The sequence below is a fragment of the Mycobacterium shunyiense genome (assembly GCF_058270075.1).
In genome coordinates this window covers 1-16,172 of the sequence record NZ_JBZDPU010000016.1, presented here as the reverse complement: position 1 = coordinate 16,172, position 16,172 = coordinate 1, and the positions used below count along the sequence as shown (strand labels likewise).

Sequence of the window (16,172 nt, the reverse complement as noted above, 5' to 3'; positions counted from 1 at the left end):
TGGTTCACTCCGTTCCGCTGATTGATTGTTCTCGGCTCGGTATCGGATATACGGTGCATGACGGTACCGGGTTCACGGCTCCCCCGGCAGGACCGGCACCCCGGGGAGCATCGGGTAGGCCCCGCTGGGTTGCTCAACGGTGCCTACAGCGCCTCCCGGCCGTCGAACCGCGCCGACCGGACCGCCGAGGCCGGGCTGAGCACGGTGGCCTCCGGTCAGTATCGACAACAGGTTCGCGTAGTCGTCGATGGCGTTGACCAACGCACCCGGGTCGAACGGCACCGCGGGCGCCTGGTCGTCGGATGGCAACGGCGCCCGCGGCGCGGCCGCCGCCATACCGTGGCTGACCGTCAGTGCCGCCAGCGCGCCGGCGACGCTCAGCGCCGTGTACCCGAACAGTCGGCCGACGGTGGCGTGCGCTGTCATGGTGGTCCTCCCCGATCTGACGTCGAGTGCTTCAGTGCACTTGTGTCACTCGGGCAACACTGGTCGGCAAGGGTCACATTCAGGCCACGACACCATCACGAATCGCACGCTATGGCGTGGCTTGGTCTTTGCCTGCAGTCCGCTGTGAGAAGGTGCCACGCTCCGCGCGAGGTCAGTCGTCCTTCAGTCCCAGGGCGCGGGCCATCGTGAAGTACAGGTCGGTCTGATCGCTCAGGCCCACGACGTTGGCCGCACTCGGACCGTAGGCCGCGACACGCAACTGCGCTCCCGTGTGGCCCTGGTCCATCGCATCGAGGTTGTCCGACGTGCCGTAGGAGATGGTCAGATCCTGTCCATCCTTACCGCGCAGCACGCGGGTCAGGCCCGGGTAGATGGCATCGCGGGTGACCTCGAACGGCAGCTTCGCCTCGGCCGCGGCCTCGCGGACGTCATTGACACTCATGGTCTCGACGATCTGGCTGCTGTGGGCGTGGTCGGCGGTCACGATCACCAGGGTGTCCTTGTTCTCCTCGGCGAAGTCGAGGGCCACCTTCGCGGCCTCGTCGAGGTCGACCGTTTCGCCGATCTGCCCGCACGGGTTGGCAGCGTGATCCTGCTTGTCGATCGACGCGCCCTCGACCTGCAGGAAGAATCCGTTCTCATTGCCCTTGAGCAGGTCGATGGACTTCTGGGTCATGGCGGCCAGCGTCGGCACCGACGCGCCGCGCTCCGGGTTGTCCTTGCATTCGACGGCCGGCTCCAGGTAGCCGCCCTTGCCTGCCACCGGACCGCTCCACCGGGTCGGCATGTTGCCCTCGGCGAACAGGCCGAGCAACGGGGCTTCCTGGTCGGCCTTGTCGGCCTTGCCGAGTTCGTCGGCGTTGCGCACGATGGTGAATCCGCGCTCCTTGGCCTGAACCTCGAGCGTCTTGCCTTGGTAGTCACCGGCTTTGGCGACCTGCTGGAAGGTTTCGACGCCGCCGCCCATCACGACGTCGGCGCGCGTGCTCAGCAGCTGCTCGGTGATCGACCCCTTGCCGCCCTTCTCCAACGCGTTGGTCGGGCATTTCGCGGTCGTCTCATCCGGCCCATAGCACTTGCGTCCGGTGACGTGCGCGAGTTGCACCGCGGGTGTGGCGTCCTGGATCTCGGCGGTGGAGATGTCTCCGGTCGCCTTACCCGCATCCTTGGCAAGCTGCAGCAACGTCCGCTGTTCCTTGCCGTGGATGTCTACCGAGATCGCGCCGTTGTAGGTCTTGGTCCCGGTGGCCCAGGCCGATCCGCTGGCGGCCGAATCGGTCACGTAGGTGGGCTTGCCGTCCTTGTCCAGGGAGTAGTGCGTGTACTGGCCGGTCAGCGGGAAGGCGTCGAGACCCGGGAAGGCGCCGCCGGCTCCTTGTGCGTAGTTACGGGCGACCGTGATCTCTGAGTCGCCCATCCCGTCGCCGATCAACAGGATGACGTTCTTGGCGCCGGTGTTCTTGATGGAGTCGGCGATGAGCAAGCTGCGGTCGTCGCCGGCGCGGGTAGCTCCGCCGTGCTCGGACAGGGTGCCCTTAGCGGCAGGGTCCAGCAGCGGAAGGGACGCGTCGTCCCCCTTGCCGCCATTGCAGGCGGTAACCAGAGCCGCCGTACACACCAACGCTGCCGCCACCGGGTACCGCTTGCGCCTCATCCATGTCTCCGTATCGTCGTCATCCGTCAAGCCCACACATGGTTGAAGCCGCACGTGAACTGATACTTTCCCGACAGTCGACACCCGGGTAACGACAATCAAACAGATAGCCGGTCTATCGGCGTCGACGGTTGCGGCAACGGGCGCGATGCGTTGTTGCAATCGGAACGACCTGTGGTTTCTCGCGTCAATATCGTCCAAACGCCTTTGCCTGCGTTGGTAGCGTGCGGCGAGACGAACGGGGACGCCATGACGAAGCAAACCACGACCTGCCTCATCGGGGCGTTGGCGATCGGCCTGGCCGCCACGGCGTGCAGTCCGGTCACCGAGAAGGCCGAGGCCACCACGACGACGGCGCCGGTCGGCACCAGTGCCACTACCACCGCGGGCGGGGGCAGCGCGGCGGTGGCGGCACTGGTGCCGACACCGGCGGACGTGCAGCAGAGCAGAGGACCCGACGACATCGCCGACGGCGGAATCCACGTGCACTACCAGGTCAACGGGTCGCCGAATGACGTGATGACCGCCTACAAGGACGCGCTACAGAGCAAGGGATGGACGGTCACCACGATCATCACCTCGGGCGGCGGCGGAGGCGGCGGTGCCACCTACACCGGCACCCACGGCGACGCCTATGGGGTGTTCGACGGCGGCGGATACGCCAACACCACCTACATCGACGTGTGCAGTTGGCCTGCCAAGCCGGCGAATCCGAACTGCAGTCGCGGCGATCGTTAGCGACGCTCCGTCGGACCGGTTGCGCATCGGGTCGCCGATGCACAGCGGGCGGCGGCCGTCGGCCGCGGGAACCTCATCAGATCCGAAAATCCGGGGTTCTGAAATCACAACGTAGCCAACGTGTTGCGTGCGATCTATCCATCGCCGACCACTGAGCGCCTTACGCTTGAGGGCATGTCCGGCCCGCCACCGCGGTCGCGGTCTACGGTTGCCAAGTTGGCCATGCACTGTGTGCTGGCCGGATTGCTCGCGGCGGTCTTGATGTTTCCCGTCGTCGGCGGCATCGGCATGATGACGGCACGGCTGTCCGACACCGTGGCACAGGATTCCGCGGAGGTGCTCAAAGGGGACGCACCGCTCGTCACCACCATGGTCGACGCGTCGGGCAAACCGATCGCCTGGCTGTACGAGCAGCGCCGATGGGTGGTTCCTCCCGAACGGATCGCCGACACCATGAAACTGGCGATCGTCTCGGTGGAGGACAAGCGATTCGTCGAACACAACGGTGTGGATGTCCAGGGCACACTGAACGGACTCTTCGGCTATCTGCGCGGCATCGACGAGGTCCGCGGCGGGTCCACCATCGAGCAGCAGTATGTCAAGAACTACAACCTTCTGGTCAACGCCAAGACCAACGCCGAGCGCCTGGCCGCGGTCGAGGTCAGCCCCGCACGCAAATTGCGCGAGATCCGCATCGCGCTGGCGATGGACAAGACGCTTCCCAAAAGCGAGATCCTGGCCCGCTACCTGAACCTCGTGTCGTTCGGCAACGGCGCCTTCGGAGTTCAGGACGCGGCACGTACCTACTTCGGCGTCGACGCCGCCGACCTCACCTGGCCGCAGGCCGCCCTGTTGGCCGGCGTGGTGCGGTCCACCAGCGCTCTTGACCCCTATACCAACCCCGACGGTGCGCTGGCCCGGCGCAACCTCGTGCTCGACACCTTGATCGACTATCTGCCCGACCGCGCCGAGGAACTGCGCGCCGCCAAGGCGACACCGCTCGGGGTACTCCCCCACGCAGACCCACTTCCGCAAGGCTGCATCGCCGCCGGGAATCGGGCCTTCTTCTGCGAGTACGTCTTGAACTACCTGGCGCGCTCCGGTCTCACGATGGAGGACGTCGCGCGCAACGGTTACCTGATCCGCACCACACTGGACCCCAAGGTGCAGGACAGCGTCCAGTCGGCCATCGAGAAGTATGCGGACCCCAACTCCGCCGGGGTCGCGAGCGTGATGAGCGTGATCACTCCCGGCAAGGACACCCATCGATTGATCGCGATGGGCGACAGCCGCACCTACGGACTCGATCTCGATGCCAACCAGACCGTGCAGCCCCAACCCTTTTCGTTGGTCGGTGACGGCGCCGGGTCGATCTTCAAGATCTTCACCACCGCGGCGGCACTCGACATGGGCATGGGCATCAATGCTCAACTCGATGTCCCCGGAACGTTTGTGGGCAAAGGTCTGGGCAGCAGCGACACTCCCGGGTGCCCGAAGGAAGCCTGGTGCGTGCGCAACGCGCACGGCTTCCGCAGCCCGCTGAGTGTCACCGACGCCCTGGCGCAATCACCCAACACCGCCTTCGCCAAACTCATCTCACAGATCGGGGTACCGCGGGCGGTGGACATGGCGGTCCGACTGGGGCTGAGGTCCTACGCCGAACCCGGCAGTGCGCGTGATTACAACCCCGACGGGACGAACCCCGACGAGAGCATCGCCGACTACGTCAAGCGGCAGAACATCGGATCCTTCACGCTCGGCCCGCTCGAGCTCAACGCGCTCGAGTTGGCCAATGTCGGAGCGACTCTGGCCTCGGGCGGCACTTGGTGCCCGCCGAGCCCGATCGACAAGATCTTCGATCGGAACGGCCATGAGGTGGGCGTGGAGACGGTCCCCTGTGACCAGGCGGTGCCCGAAGGCCTCGCCAATACGTTGGCCAACGCACTGAGCAAGGATCACGCCGGCGGAACCGCCGCCGGCGCAGCGAGTTCGGTCGGCTGGAAGCTGCCGATGTCGGGGAAGACCGGCACCACCGAGGCCCACCGGTCATCGGGTTTTCTCGGCTTCACCAACCGGTACGCCGCCGCGAACTACGTCTTCGACGACTCGTCGTCACCGTCGGGGCTGTGCTCGTACCCGTTGCGCAAATGCGGCGATGGCACCCTGTTCGGCGGTACCGAGCCGGCGTTGACATGGTATGCCGCAATGAGTCCCATCGCCGAGGACTTCGGCCCGATCGGCCTGCCACCCACCGACCCGCGTTACGTCGACGGTGGCCCCGGCGGCGAAGTGCCGAGCGTGACAGGTCTGAAGGTCGACGACGCCCGGAAACGCCTGCTGGACTCCGGCTTCCGAGTGGCCGACAAACCCACCGCCGTCAACAGCAATGCCACGAAGGGTTCGGTGGTCGGCACCACCCCGAGCGGTAGGACCGTTCCCGGCTCGATCATCACGATCAACACCAGCACGGGATATGTGCCGCCGCCGGTCTACATTCCCCCGCCCGAAGCGCCACCTCCGCCTCCCGGCGACCTGCTCAATCAGCTGGGCCCGCCCCCGCCGCCCAACGTCATCGAGATCCCCGGGCTGCCGCCGATCACGCTGCCGCCACCCGCACCGCCACCGCCTCCGGCACCGCCCCCTGCGTGACTGTCTGAACCGGGCCGGCGCCGAGCAACACTCTGCGTCGGTGCAGATTCGCCATGATCGAGGACGCTAGCGGCGCCTACGTATCTGCACGTTTGAATATCGACGGATCTGGCAATTACTCCTGCGACAGACCGCGAGGTTTCCTACGTCGAACGGATTGACCATGATCGTGCTCGGCATCATTCTCTTGTTGATCGGCTACTTCGCCGGCATCTCCATCCTCTACACCATCGGCGGAATCCTCGTGGTGATCGGGGTCATTCTGTGGATTCTCGGCGCCGTCGGTCGCCCGGTCGGCGGGCGAAAAGTCTGGTTCTAGCGCAACCCGACCACCGGCCGTGATGGGCGTTCCCGCCCATCACGGCCGGTGGTTTTCGGGTGCGACGACTCAACGGTGGCGTTCGAAATACTTCTGGTAGGCCTCGGCGGACGCAGCCAGATCTGGTCTCGCGGCCAGCACGGGCTGCAGCTTCCTGCGAGCCTCTTCTCGCTTGTACGGGATGAACTCCGTCGGGAAATTTCCCTCGTGCGGGTGGTAATCCCTGAGCACGCGGCGCGCCACCGTCGCCTTGTGCACCTCGTCGACGCCGTCGGCGATGCCCATGGTCGGCGCGCCGGCGTACATCGCCTGAAGGGGCGTGAGATCAGTGGTGCCAAGCGAACCGAGGATGTGCAGAGCGTTGAACGACACCTCCCGCAGCACCTTCGCCATGGTGAACTTGACGGCGGCGATCTCGGTGCGCGCTTCCTGCGTGGAGGTGTTGTCGATCTTCCACGCCGTTTCGAGGACGAACAGTCGCAGCATCTTGATCATCGCGTAGGACTCAGCGATCTTCTCCTGCACCATCTGGTGTTCGGATATGACCTTGCCGTGAGATTGCCGACTTAGTGCCCGCTCGCACATCATGTCGAACGCCAAGTTGCACTGGGCGATGGTGCGCATCGCGTGGTGGATCCGTCCACCACCAAGACGCCTCTGCGCCAATACCTTTGCCCCGTCCTCCGGGCCGAGCAGGTGGTCGAGCGGCACCCGAACATCGCGGTAGACGATGTGGTTGTGATTTCGCGGCTCGGGCATGATTTCGACACCCGGTGACGTGCGTGGCACCACGAACATGCCGTTGGTACACATCACGAACAGAATGTCGGCGACCCGGCCCGCCGACGTGAACCATTTCTCGCCGTTGATCACCCATTCGTTGCCGTCACGCACCGCGTGCGTCTTGAACAGGCTGGGGTCGCTACCGCCCTGAGGTTCGGTCATCGAATACGCCGAGAACAGGTCCTGGTTGAGCAGTGGAATCAGCCAGCGTTCTTTCTGTTCGTCGGTGCCGTAGGCGGCGAGCATTTCCATGTTCCCGGTGTCGGGAGCCGACGCTCCGAACATGTGCGGTGCGCCCGCATATCGTCCGATGATCTCGTTGAGCAAGCCGAGCTTGAGCTGTCCGAAACCGGGACCGCCGAGCTCAGAGTCCAGGAAGATGGCCCACAAGCCCTGATCCTTGACCTCCTGTTGCAGCTCTCGGACATACGATTTCACCACGGGATCGGGTGAACGCACCGCATATGGGAAGACGTGGTCGAGCGGCTCGACCTTGTCCTCACAGAATTGCTTGACCCAGTCGAGCTTCTTCTGGAACTCCGGTTCGGTGCTGAAATCCCATGCCATACAGGCCTCCTCGAGTGATGCCCTGATCGTCAGGCATGGCGTGACTTACCCGCGCGGCGATGGTGGATCCACCTTCGAGGCGATCTGACCCGCGATGTTGGTGGCAGAGTCCGCCGGGTTGGCGCTGCAGGTGTTGACGTCGACGACAACGTTGATGTCAGCAGTCAACGCCCGCCCGCACGCCCAACCGCCTGCCTTGGCCTGCAGTTGGGTGGTGATCACGCTCAGCATTCCTGCTTTGTTCGAGATGGGTCCGACCTGCCACTGGGTACCGGACTGGGTGTGCCTGTACTGGTGGCACTGCGTCCACTGTTGCGCCGACGCGTCGTAGAAGGCCTTGGCCTTCTCGGCGTCGGGGAACAGCACCACCGCCTGATGGGCGTAGTGGGTGAAGTCGTCACCATTTCGGAGCGTCACATCACGCACATCGGTGAAACCGCTGTCGGCGTACACCACTGCCTGCGCGGCACCGTCGACGGCCAGGCACTCCCGTGGTTCCATCGTTGCGCTGTCGTCCGGCAGTTCGGTCTGGGTACTGGTCACGGTCATATCCGGCGCCCCCGTCGCCGCACCGATCTGCTCAGGGGTGAGCAACAGTTTCGGCAGCGCTTTGTTCAACACCGGCGCCGGGGCGAATGACGTGATCATCGGCCTGGTCGGGGTGCTGGCGGCGGTCGGTTCGGGTGACTCGCCGCAGCCCGCGGCAAGGGCACAGGTAGCAGCGATGGTGATCACGGTTGTCGCTAAGCGCATTCGTCATTCCCCCATTTCTGCGCTCACACATCGGGTCCGCGGCTTTGGCCATGGTGGACACATCCAGAGAAACAGCAAGGTCGTATTCAATACAGAACATCGCTCGTTAACGTGTGAAGACTTTTCGAAACCGTAACCGAATCACCACCTGGCTGGTCACCGAACGTGGCGAGGGGCGCTCGTCGAACTGTTGAGTGGGGCGGGCGGGGCTCGAACCCGCGACCTAGGGATTATGAGTCCCCAGCTCTGACCAACTGAGCTACCGCCCCCGGGCGCATCTGCGCCGCAATATGGTCGCACACAGCGCAGACACAGACGCCAATGAGGGGCCGCAGGCACGCCCGTCGCGGATACGCTCACCCCATGGTCCGCTTTCTGCTGCGTATCGCGATCTTTCTGGGCTCGTCGGCCCTCGGCTTGTTGGTCGCCGCGTGGCTGATACCCGGCGTCTCGGTGTCGGCATGGGGCTTCGTCGCCGCGGTGGTGATCTTCGCCGTCGCGCAGGGCGTCCTGTCGCCGTTCTTCCTCAAAATGGCCAGCCGCTACGCGTCGGCGTTCCTGGGTGGCATCGGACTGGTCTCCACCCTGGTTGCGCTGGTCCTGGCGTCGGTGTTCACCCACGGGCTCAGCATCAGCGGAATCGGCTCCTGGATCGCGGCCACCGTGGTGGTCTGGCTGGTCACGGCGGTGGCCACGGTGGTGCTGCCGGCCGTGTTCCTCAAGAAGAAGGACGCCTCGACGTAGCCGTCGCCGGTAGGGATCATGGCGAAGGTGCCTTCTCACGCGTTCGCCTCCGACAACGCCGCGCCCGCTCACCCGAAAGTCATGGACGCGATCGTCGCGGCCAACAACGAGGCCGTCGCTTCCTACGGGAATGACTCCGCCACGCCGCGCGCCGCCGACGCGATCAAGGCCGTGTTCGACTCCCCGGACGCCGAGGTGCTGTTCGCGCTCACCGGTACCGCAGCCAACATCATCGCGCTGGCCTCGGCGGTGCGGCCGTGGCAGGAGATCCTGTGCAGCGACATCGCGCACTCACTGGTCGACGAGGCCGGCGGACCGGTCCGGCTCTCGGGCGCCCCGCTGACGAAACTCATCAGCGATGACGGCCTGATCGATCCGGCCACGCTCGACACCGCGGTGGCCCGCCGCGGGCCGGTGCACCACTCACAGCCACGCATCGTCAGCATCACCCAGTCCACCGAGAACGGCCGCGTCTGGACCCCGCAGGCCATCAAGGACTTCATCGATCACGCCCATGATCTCGACCTGTTGGTCCATATCGACGGCTCGCGGATCGCCAATGCGATTGCCGCCCTGGATATCTCTCCCCGTGAGGCCATCGCCGATGCCGACATCGTCACCGTGGGCGGCACCAAGAACGGCATGCTGATGGGCGACGCGATCCTGGTGCGCCGCCCCGAGTTGTTCGACGGAATCCAGTTCGTGCAGAAGCAGATCGGCCAGCTGGCCAGTAAGCAGCGATTCGTCGCGGCCCAGTTCGAGGCGATGCTGCACGACGGGCTGTGGCTGCAGACCGCGGCCCACGCCAACCGGATGGCCACCCAGCTCAGCACGGGCTTCCAAGCGCTCGGTCTGAGGCTGGGCCCTCCCACCGAGGCCAACGAGGTGTTCGTCGACCTCGAACCCGCGGCCTACACCGCCATCTCAGCGAGCTATGCCGTGCACCGTCCCGAACCACTGCGGCCGACGGTGCGGTTCGTCTGCTCGTGGGCGACAACCGAAACCGAAGTCGACGATGTTCTGCGGTTGCTGTCGTCGATTTCTACCTGAGGGCGGTAGTTTCGGCGGGGCCACAACCCCCGGGTAGAAAACGGCGCAGGCCAGGCGCAAGCCAGGCGCGACCTACGCAACTCAGCTGTAGATCGGCTGTCCGTCAGCGCCGAGCCGGTACTCCTCAGTGCCCTCGTCGACGCGTGCCGCGTCGGCACCCAACGCTACGGCCACCTTGTTGCAGGCGTTGCGCATGACGTCCAGGGTCAACTCGACGGCTTCTTCTTCCGAAAAATGTTGGCGCAGTTCCTCACCTGACACCTGGGCGGGCGTCCAGATCAGCGCGTCGACGTAGCGCAGCGCGGCCTTGTGCCGATCGGACAGCTCGGAGTTCTCGAAGTCGTCGATACCGTCATAGTCGGACTCGGTGGCACCGGCCTCCAGGGCCGCGGCCTCCCGCAGCGACTTGCACAGCCGGCAGTTGTGCTGGCGGGCCCCGCGCAACCGCACGATCTCGGAGGTCACCGGGTCCAGCTCGCGCATCCGCCCCACGGCCGGGATGAAGGTGTCGAGCACGTAGTCGGCGGGATTGGTGTCGTGGTCCCACACCACGGGGCCCTCCGGCCAGTCCACGCCCAGGGCGGTCAGCCCGGCACGCATCCGAGGCACGAAGTCGGCTACATAGATCAACGTTGCCACGGTGAACACGTCGGACCCGAGCAGATCGGAGAACGCCGCCCGCTGGGCAGTGGTGATGCCGGTGACGTCGATGCTGAACTGCTCGGCGAACTCGGTGACCATGGGGTCGACCGCACCGCCGCGGGTCTCCGCGGGCAGGGGTGGCAATCCCAGCGTCGACGCGCACACCTCACGCACATCGGCGTTGATATCGGCCAACTTTGGTGGAGACAACGCGACCAGGTGCGTCAACTCGTTGAACAGATCGGCAGACACACCGGCAGTATCCTCCACCGCGTCCCGCGCCGTGGGGTTACCCGGAAGCTGACTTTCGACGACTCCGACCTCGACGTTCCCATGGCCACGTCATGAGCGCCCACACACTCGCCACCAAGGCACTGGCCACCAACACATAGACCGGCCATGGCCCCATCAGGTCGAGCAGCGACGCGGTGGTGGGTTTGGCATTGAGGAAGCCGTAGTTGGTACCCGCCATGGCGTTGAACGCCATGGTTCCCACCGCCCACACCACGGTCACCACCACCGCGAACCGATAATCGCGCCACTGCGGACGCATCCCACGGCCCCAGGTCAGATAGATGGCGGCCCACACGACGAGCAGGTGAATCGCCCAGAACGCCAGGAAGGCGTGATGCGGGAAGTCCGGGCTCTTCAGCACCGGCGAGATCAGTGCCTGCGTGCTCAGCACCAGGCCCCAGTAGTAGGTCAGTACGAAGGCCCACTGACGCTGCGACCAGAGCGCGTACGCACCCGCGACGGTCGCCAGGTCGGTCAGCTGCAGGGGCACCGACCGTCCGATCGACGGTGGGATCAGGTTGTAGACGAGGATCGCGGCATAGATCGCGGCCGTCGATGCACCGAGGATGCGGCCGCAAAGCCGGGATTGACGTTCGGTCTGGCGACGGCCGAGCCAGACGAGTAGCAGTGCCCCGACGACAAACACGGCGATCACGGCCCAGTGCGACGGGCCGTAGGCCGTGAACTGCCGTTGGGACAGCACCCTTAACTCATTGTGCTTGGCTCACCGAGGACATGTGGAAATCCGGGATCCGCAGGGTCGGCATCGACGCGCGCGTCGCCCAGTCACCCCATTCGCGCGGGAGGGTGACCTCGCTGATGCCCGCCTCGGTGGCGCGCCGCAGCAGGTCCAGCGGGCTCTCGTTGAACCGGAAGTTGTTCACCGCGCCCGTCACCTCGCCGTCCTCGATCAGGTAGACGCCGTCACGGGTCAGCCCGGTCAACAGGAGCACGGTCGGGTCCACCTCGCGGATGTACCACAGCGTCGTCAGCAGCAGACCGCGTTCGGTGCCGGCGATCATGTCCGCCAAATCCTTTGCGCCACCGGTCATCAGCAGGTTGTCGGCGGGCACCGCGACGGGTGTGCCGTATTCGGCGGCCACCGCCCGTGGATAGGCCAGTGCATTGACCACACCGTCGCGGATCCAGTCCACCCGGCCGATGTCCATGCCGTTGTCGAAGATCGACACCCGCTCCGAGGAACTCGGCACCGCCACGAACGGTTGGCAGGCCAGCGCGTCGGCGCGCGGATCGGAGTACAGGGTCAGCCCCAGGTCGGTGAGCTTCTCCCCCACCCGGGTCCCCCCGGGCGCCGACAGTGCGGTACGCCCCTCCTGCGCCCCGCGGCCATCCATGGTCCAGGTCAGGTAGATCATCATGTCGGCCACCGTCGACGGTGGCATCAGTGTCTCGTACCGGCCGGCCGGGAGTTCGACGGTCCGCTCCGCCCACCCCAACTTCAGCGACAACTCGTCGAGCAGCGAATCCACCTGCACGTCAGCGAAATCCGCGGTGCTCACCCCGGCCCAGGCACTCGCCCCGTCGCGTTTGGCATTGATCTCCACCGACCCCGTCGGCTGGGTGTAACGACGACGCAGACCGGTCGAGGTGGCCACGAACGTGGTCTCCAAGACGTGGCGGGCGTATCCGTAGAGCTGGTCGGACCCGGCGAAACCCTTGGCCAGGTCATCGGCGATGCCGGTGAACACCTGCGCCCCGGTGCCCGCCACCGGCGCATCCCAGTCGACCGGCACCTCGGAGCCCGGCAGCGGCGGTGCCGCGTCCCGTGCCTCGGGCGAGGACACCGCTGCCCGCTGCGCGGCGACCACCAATTCCGGGATCACCGCCGGGTCCACCTCGGTGGAGCGCACCGACCCGACATGGGCTTTGCCCCCGCGGCGCACGATCGAGATCACTGTGATGGTGCGGCTGACCGACTCGCCGTTGGTGGTCATCGAGTTGCCGGCCCACCGCAGCGACGCGTCTGCCCGATCGGTGACCAACACCATGGTTTCCGTGCCGGGATCGGCGGCGCCCAAGGCGATCTCGACGACCTGCTGTGCGCCGATCATCGGCCGCCCTCCGTCCGGGTGTTCAGTACGTTGATGCCGCGGAACAGCGCGCTCGGGCAACCGTGGCTGACCGGCGCCACCTGCCCGGGTTGCGCCTTGCCACAGTTGAATGCCCCACCGAGGCGCCAGGTGGACGGTCCGCCAACCGCTTCCATCGCACCCCAGAAATCGGTCGTGGTGGCCTGGTACGCCACGTCGCGCAACTGCCCGTCGAGGCGCCCATCACGAATCCGGTAGAAACGTTGGCCGGTGAACTGAAAGTTGTACCGCTGCATGTCGATCGACCAGGACTTGTCGCCGACGATGTAGATGCCGCCGGACACCCGCGAGATCAGGTCGTCCGTGCTGAGATCCTCCGGACCTGGCTGCAGCGACACATTCGCCATCCGCTGGATGGGCACATGGTGGGGCGAATCGGCGTATGAGCAGCCGTTGGAGCGAGCCTGCCCGAGTCGCGGCGCGAAAACCCGGTCCAGCTGGTAGCCGACGAAGACGCCGTCACGCACCAGGTCCCAGCTCTGGGCCCGCACCCCCTCGTCGTCGAAACCTACGGTGGCCAAACCAAATTCGACAGTGCGGTCGGCGGTTACGTTCATCACCGGGGAGCCGTACCGCATGGTGCCGAGCTTGTCCGGGGTGGCGAACGACGTGCCGGCATAGGCCGCCTCGTAGCCGATGGCCCGGTCGTATTCGGTGGCATGCCCGATCGATTCGTGGATGGTGAGCCACAGGTTGGACGGATCGATCACCAGGTCGGTGGGGCCGGCGACGACCGAGGGAGCCTTGGTCTTCTCCGCCAGGAGCGTCGGCAGCTCCGCCAGCTCGGAGGTCCAGTCCCACACATCATCACCGGCCAGCGCCTCCCAGCCCCGGGCGGTCGGCGGCGCCAACGTGCGCATCGTCTCGAACGACCCGGCAGCGGAGTCGACGGCCACCGCCTCCATCGTCGGCATCACCCGCACCCGCTGCTGGGTGAGAGACGATCCGAAGGTGTCGGCGTAGAAGGTCTGTTCCTTGACCGCATGCACCCCGGCCGACACATGGTCCACACCGTCGGAGGCCAGCAACCGGCCCGAGTACTCGCCCAGCAGCGCGATCTTGTCGGAGGCGGGGACGGCGAACGGGTCGACGCCATAATCGGACACCCAGGTCACATCCGCGTACACCGGTTCGGCGGCCAACTCGATGCGCTCGGCATTCAGCGGCCCCAGTGTCGTCGCCACCTGCACGGCGCGGCGAGCCGTCTCGGCCGCCACCTCCGGTGCCAGCTCGGCGTTGGAAGCAAACCCCCACGCGCCGTCGACGATCACCCGGACCGCCAGACCCACCTCACGGTTGACCACGGACATCTCCAACTCGCCGTCGCGCAGCTGGATGATCTCGGTGGTGATCCGGTGAATCCGCAGATCGGCATAGCTGGCGCCGGCTGCGACTGCCGCGGACAGTGCCGCATCAGCCAACTCGGACCGGGGCAGCTCCAGAAAATCGGCGTCCACATGTCGTTGAGCGGTCATGATTCCCCACACTAAAGGGTGCTTGTCACCAAACTCATGCTGCGCACAGCAAGAACCCATAGCCTGACTAAATGGTGGAGCTCAGCAGGCGGACGGTTCTGGGTGGTGCGGCAGTGGCGGCAGGCGCGGCTGCGGTCGGACTCGGCGGCTATGAACTACTCAGCAGACGGACCCAGGACACGGCCGGTCAGCCCAACATCCTCGTCGTGATCGTCGACCAGATGCGGGCACCCCAGTGGTTCCCCGATACCCAGCAACTCGGCGCACTGCTGCCCAACCTCGACCGGTTGCGGACGCGAAGCACCTCGTTCGGTTCGCACTACAGCGCATCGAACATGTGCACACCGTCGCGCGGGGTACTTACCACCGGGCTGTACTCACACCAGACCGGGTGCCTCTACACCGGCGAGGGCCCCACCGAATCGACATTGGCGGCCCGCTTCCCCACCTGGGGCACGATGCTGCGCGATGCCGGCTACCGCACCTGGTGGTGGGGCAAGTGGCACCTGGGCAGTGCGGCCGACAACACCCCCGACGGCCTGGACGTCCACGGCTTCTCCGGTGGCACCTACCCGTCCCCCAACGGCGCACCGAACCAGGGCCTGCAGCAGGATCCCTCGATCGTCGATCAGTTCACCGGGTGGTTCGATGCCCACGCGACCGAGGGCCCCTGGTGCACCACGGTGTCGTTGGTCAATCCGCACGACATCTGTTGGTGGCCGAAAAACCCGCTGCCCGACAATGTTCCGCACGTATTCAGCGCAAAGCCGGTGAACTTCGAGACCGCGGACGATCTGCGCCGCAGGGGCAAGCCCCAGCTGCAGATCGACTACATGAACTTCATGTCGCCGCTGATGACCGGCGCGATGGACTACACCGGACCCGACGCCGCCGCACAGTGGGCCAGGTGCCTGGACATGTACCTGTGGCTGCATCAGCAGGTGGACACCCAGATCGGCCGGGTGCTCGACACTCTCGCCGCCAGGCCGGACATCGACAACAACACCGTCGTGGTCTTCACCTCCGATCACGGCGAGTACGCCGGGTCGCACGGCCTGCGCGGCAAGGGCGCCGCGGTGTACGAGGAGAGCATCCGGGTGCCGCTCTACATCCGTGACCCGTCCGGCCATCTGACACCTGGGCCTGGTGACACCCGCACCCAGTTGACTTCCAGCGCCGACCTGGCGGCGTTGCTCATGACCATCGCCCACGGCGGCGCCGGTTGGCGCTCCGACTCCCGCTACTCCTACCTGTCCGAGCGTGCCGACATCGCCGAGATGGCCGCCGATGCAGCCACACCCGGCCGGCCGTGGATCGCACACGCCACCGACGACATGTCGGTCGAGGAGATGGCGGCGTTGATGAAATCGCCACTGGCAAAGAAGTTCTTCGGCGCCTCCGGCCCGCCGATGGAAATCCCGACATCGGCGCCCAGCCACATCGTCGCCGTCCGTACCCCCGAGGCCAAGCTCGGCATGTACACGTACTGGAAACCCGGCACCATGGACATCGACACGTCCCGGCCCATCCATCACGAACTGTACGACTACGCAACCGATCCCGGTGTGCAGGAGCTCGACAACCAGGCAGGCCACAGCCCGAAGCAGGCTGATCTGCAGGCCCTGCTCGACCATCAGGTGCTTCCCGAGCTGCGGGCCCCCTTGCCGAGTTTCCTGGATGAGGCGCAGGAGCAGGGGTTGGCGAATATGAAGGAGCTCGCGGAGCTTCGCGGAGGCTGAGCCGACAGATTTGACCCGGAGGCTGAGCCGACAGATTAGGCGCGGAGGCTGAGCCGACCCGACCAGCACGGAGGCTGAGCCGAAACCGCTTCCCCTCAGCGCCGGACGTACTAGCGTCCTAGCGACGGTCGTCGCTTGCTAGTGTCCCGAGTCGTTAATTCGGTCTCGTTTGTTATTGTGGGCCATGGCGACTCGGGGTCCTGCTGC

General features: G+C 65.8%; 14 protein-coding genes and 1 tRNA gene. 6 read left to right on the top strand and 9 right to left on the bottom strand.

Annotation, left to right across the window (positions count from 1 at the left end; all coding sequences use genetic code 11):
• Positions 1-72: 72 nt before the first annotated feature.
• On the bottom strand, positions 73-426 hold the full coding sequence (locus tag AC4ELH_RS20080) for a hypothetical protein (protein ID WP_448443396.1): 354 nt from the start codon (positions 424-426) through the stop codon (positions 73-75).
• Between the two features lie 172 nt (positions 427-598).
• Positions 599-2,101 carry an alkaline phosphatase gene (phoA, locus tag AC4ELH_RS20075; protein WP_498886252.1) on the bottom strand — a complete coding sequence of 501 codons (1,503 nt, stop codon included), beginning with the start codon at positions 2,099-2,101 and terminating at the stop codon, positions 599-601.
• Between the two features lie 249 nt (positions 2,102-2,350).
• Here phoA and AC4ELH_RS20070 point away from each other — a divergent pair, with 249 nt between their 5' ends.
• The 3 genes from AC4ELH_RS20070 (at position 2,351) to AC4ELH_RS20060 (ending at position 5,807) form a co-directional block, all read left to right on the top strand.
• Positions 2,351-2,839, top strand: coding sequence for a hypothetical protein (locus AC4ELH_RS20070; RefSeq protein WP_498886250.1), 489 nt, complete (start codon positions 2,351-2,353; stop codon positions 2,837-2,839).
• A 174-nt stretch (positions 2,840-3,013) separates the two neighbouring features.
• Positions 3,014-5,488, top strand: a complete 2,475-nt coding sequence (ponA2, locus tag AC4ELH_RS20065; RefSeq protein ID WP_463804911.1) for a transglycosylase/D,D-transpeptidase PonA2 — start codon at positions 3,014-3,016, stop codon at positions 5,486-5,488.
• Positions 5,489-5,651: 163 nt separating this feature from the next.
• Positions 5,652-5,807 (top strand): hypothetical protein, encoded by a 156-nt coding sequence (locus tag AC4ELH_RS20060; protein ID WP_110777212.1) that lies wholly within the window; start codon positions 5,652-5,654, stop codon positions 5,805-5,807.
• A 69-nt stretch (positions 5,808-5,876) separates the two neighbouring features.
• Here AC4ELH_RS20060 and AC4ELH_RS20055 read toward each other — a convergent pair whose 3' ends face one another.
• The 3 genes from AC4ELH_RS20055 to AC4ELH_RS20045 form a co-directional block, all read right to left on the bottom strand.
• Positions 5,877-7,157: an acyl-CoA dehydrogenase family protein gene (locus AC4ELH_RS20055; protein WP_064886547.1), complete on the bottom strand. Its 1,281-nt coding sequence runs from the start codon at positions 7,155-7,157 to the stop codon at positions 5,877-5,879.
• A gap of 45 nt (positions 7,158-7,202) precedes the next feature.
• Positions 7,203-7,910, bottom strand: a complete 708-nt coding sequence (locus AC4ELH_RS20050; RefSeq protein ID WP_498886246.1) for a sensor domain-containing protein — start codon at positions 7,908-7,910, stop codon at positions 7,203-7,205.
• A 195-nt stretch (positions 7,911-8,105) separates the two neighbouring features.
• A tRNA-Ile gene (locus AC4ELH_RS20045) sits at positions 8,106-8,179 on the bottom strand.
• 94 nt (positions 8,180-8,273) lie between these two features.
• Between AC4ELH_RS20045 and AC4ELH_RS20040 the strand changes: the two genes are divergently transcribed.
• On the top strand, positions 8,274-8,654 hold the full coding sequence (locus AC4ELH_RS20040) for a phage holin family protein (protein ID WP_448443406.1): 381 nt from the start codon (positions 8,274-8,276) through the stop codon (positions 8,652-8,654).
• Between the two features lie 18 nt (positions 8,655-8,672).
• Positions 8,673-9,704: a threonine aldolase family protein gene (locus tag AC4ELH_RS20035; protein WP_498886244.1), complete on the top strand. Its 1,032-nt coding sequence runs from the start codon at positions 8,673-8,675 to the stop codon at positions 9,702-9,704.
• An 81-nt stretch (positions 9,705-9,785) separates the two neighbouring features.
• On the opposite strand, the gene AC4ELH_RS20030 is transcribed toward AC4ELH_RS20035, so the two are convergent.
• Genes AC4ELH_RS20030 through AC4ELH_RS20015 form a run of 4 tightly spaced genes read right to left on the bottom strand, consistent with a single transcriptional unit; the run spans position 9,786 to position 14,226 of the window.
• Complete coding sequence (locus AC4ELH_RS20030; RefSeq protein WP_448443410.1) at positions 9,786-10,598, bottom strand: carboxymuconolactone decarboxylase family protein; 813 nt, start codon at positions 10,596-10,598, stop codon at positions 9,786-9,788.
• Positions 10,599-10,635: 37 nt separating this feature from the next.
• The gene (locus AC4ELH_RS20025) at positions 10,636-11,343 is read right to left on the bottom strand and encodes a YwaF family protein (RefSeq protein ID WP_448443412.1); all 708 of its coding nucleotides are present in this window, start codon (positions 11,341-11,343) and stop codon (positions 10,636-10,638) included.
• A gap of 7 nt (positions 11,344-11,350) precedes the next feature.
• Positions 11,351-12,712: a metallopeptidase TldD-related protein gene (locus tag AC4ELH_RS20020; RefSeq protein ID WP_498886241.1), complete on the bottom strand. Its 1,362-nt coding sequence runs from the start codon at positions 12,710-12,712 to the stop codon at positions 11,351-11,353.
• Positions 12,709-14,226, bottom strand: a complete 1,518-nt coding sequence (locus AC4ELH_RS20015) for a TldD/PmbA family protein (protein WP_498886239.1) — start codon at positions 14,224-14,226, stop codon at positions 12,709-12,711. Before AC4ELH_RS20015 ends, AC4ELH_RS20020 begins: the two co-directional genes overlap by 4 nt.
• A 71-nt stretch (positions 14,227-14,297) precedes the next feature.
• Between AC4ELH_RS20015 and AC4ELH_RS20010 the strand changes: the two genes are divergently transcribed.
• Positions 14,298-15,965 carry a sulfatase-like hydrolase/transferase gene (locus AC4ELH_RS20010; RefSeq protein WP_498886237.1) on the top strand — a complete coding sequence of 556 codons (1,668 nt, stop codon included), beginning with the start codon at positions 14,298-14,300 and terminating at the stop codon, positions 15,963-15,965.
• Positions 15,966-16,172: the final 207 nt, after the last annotated feature.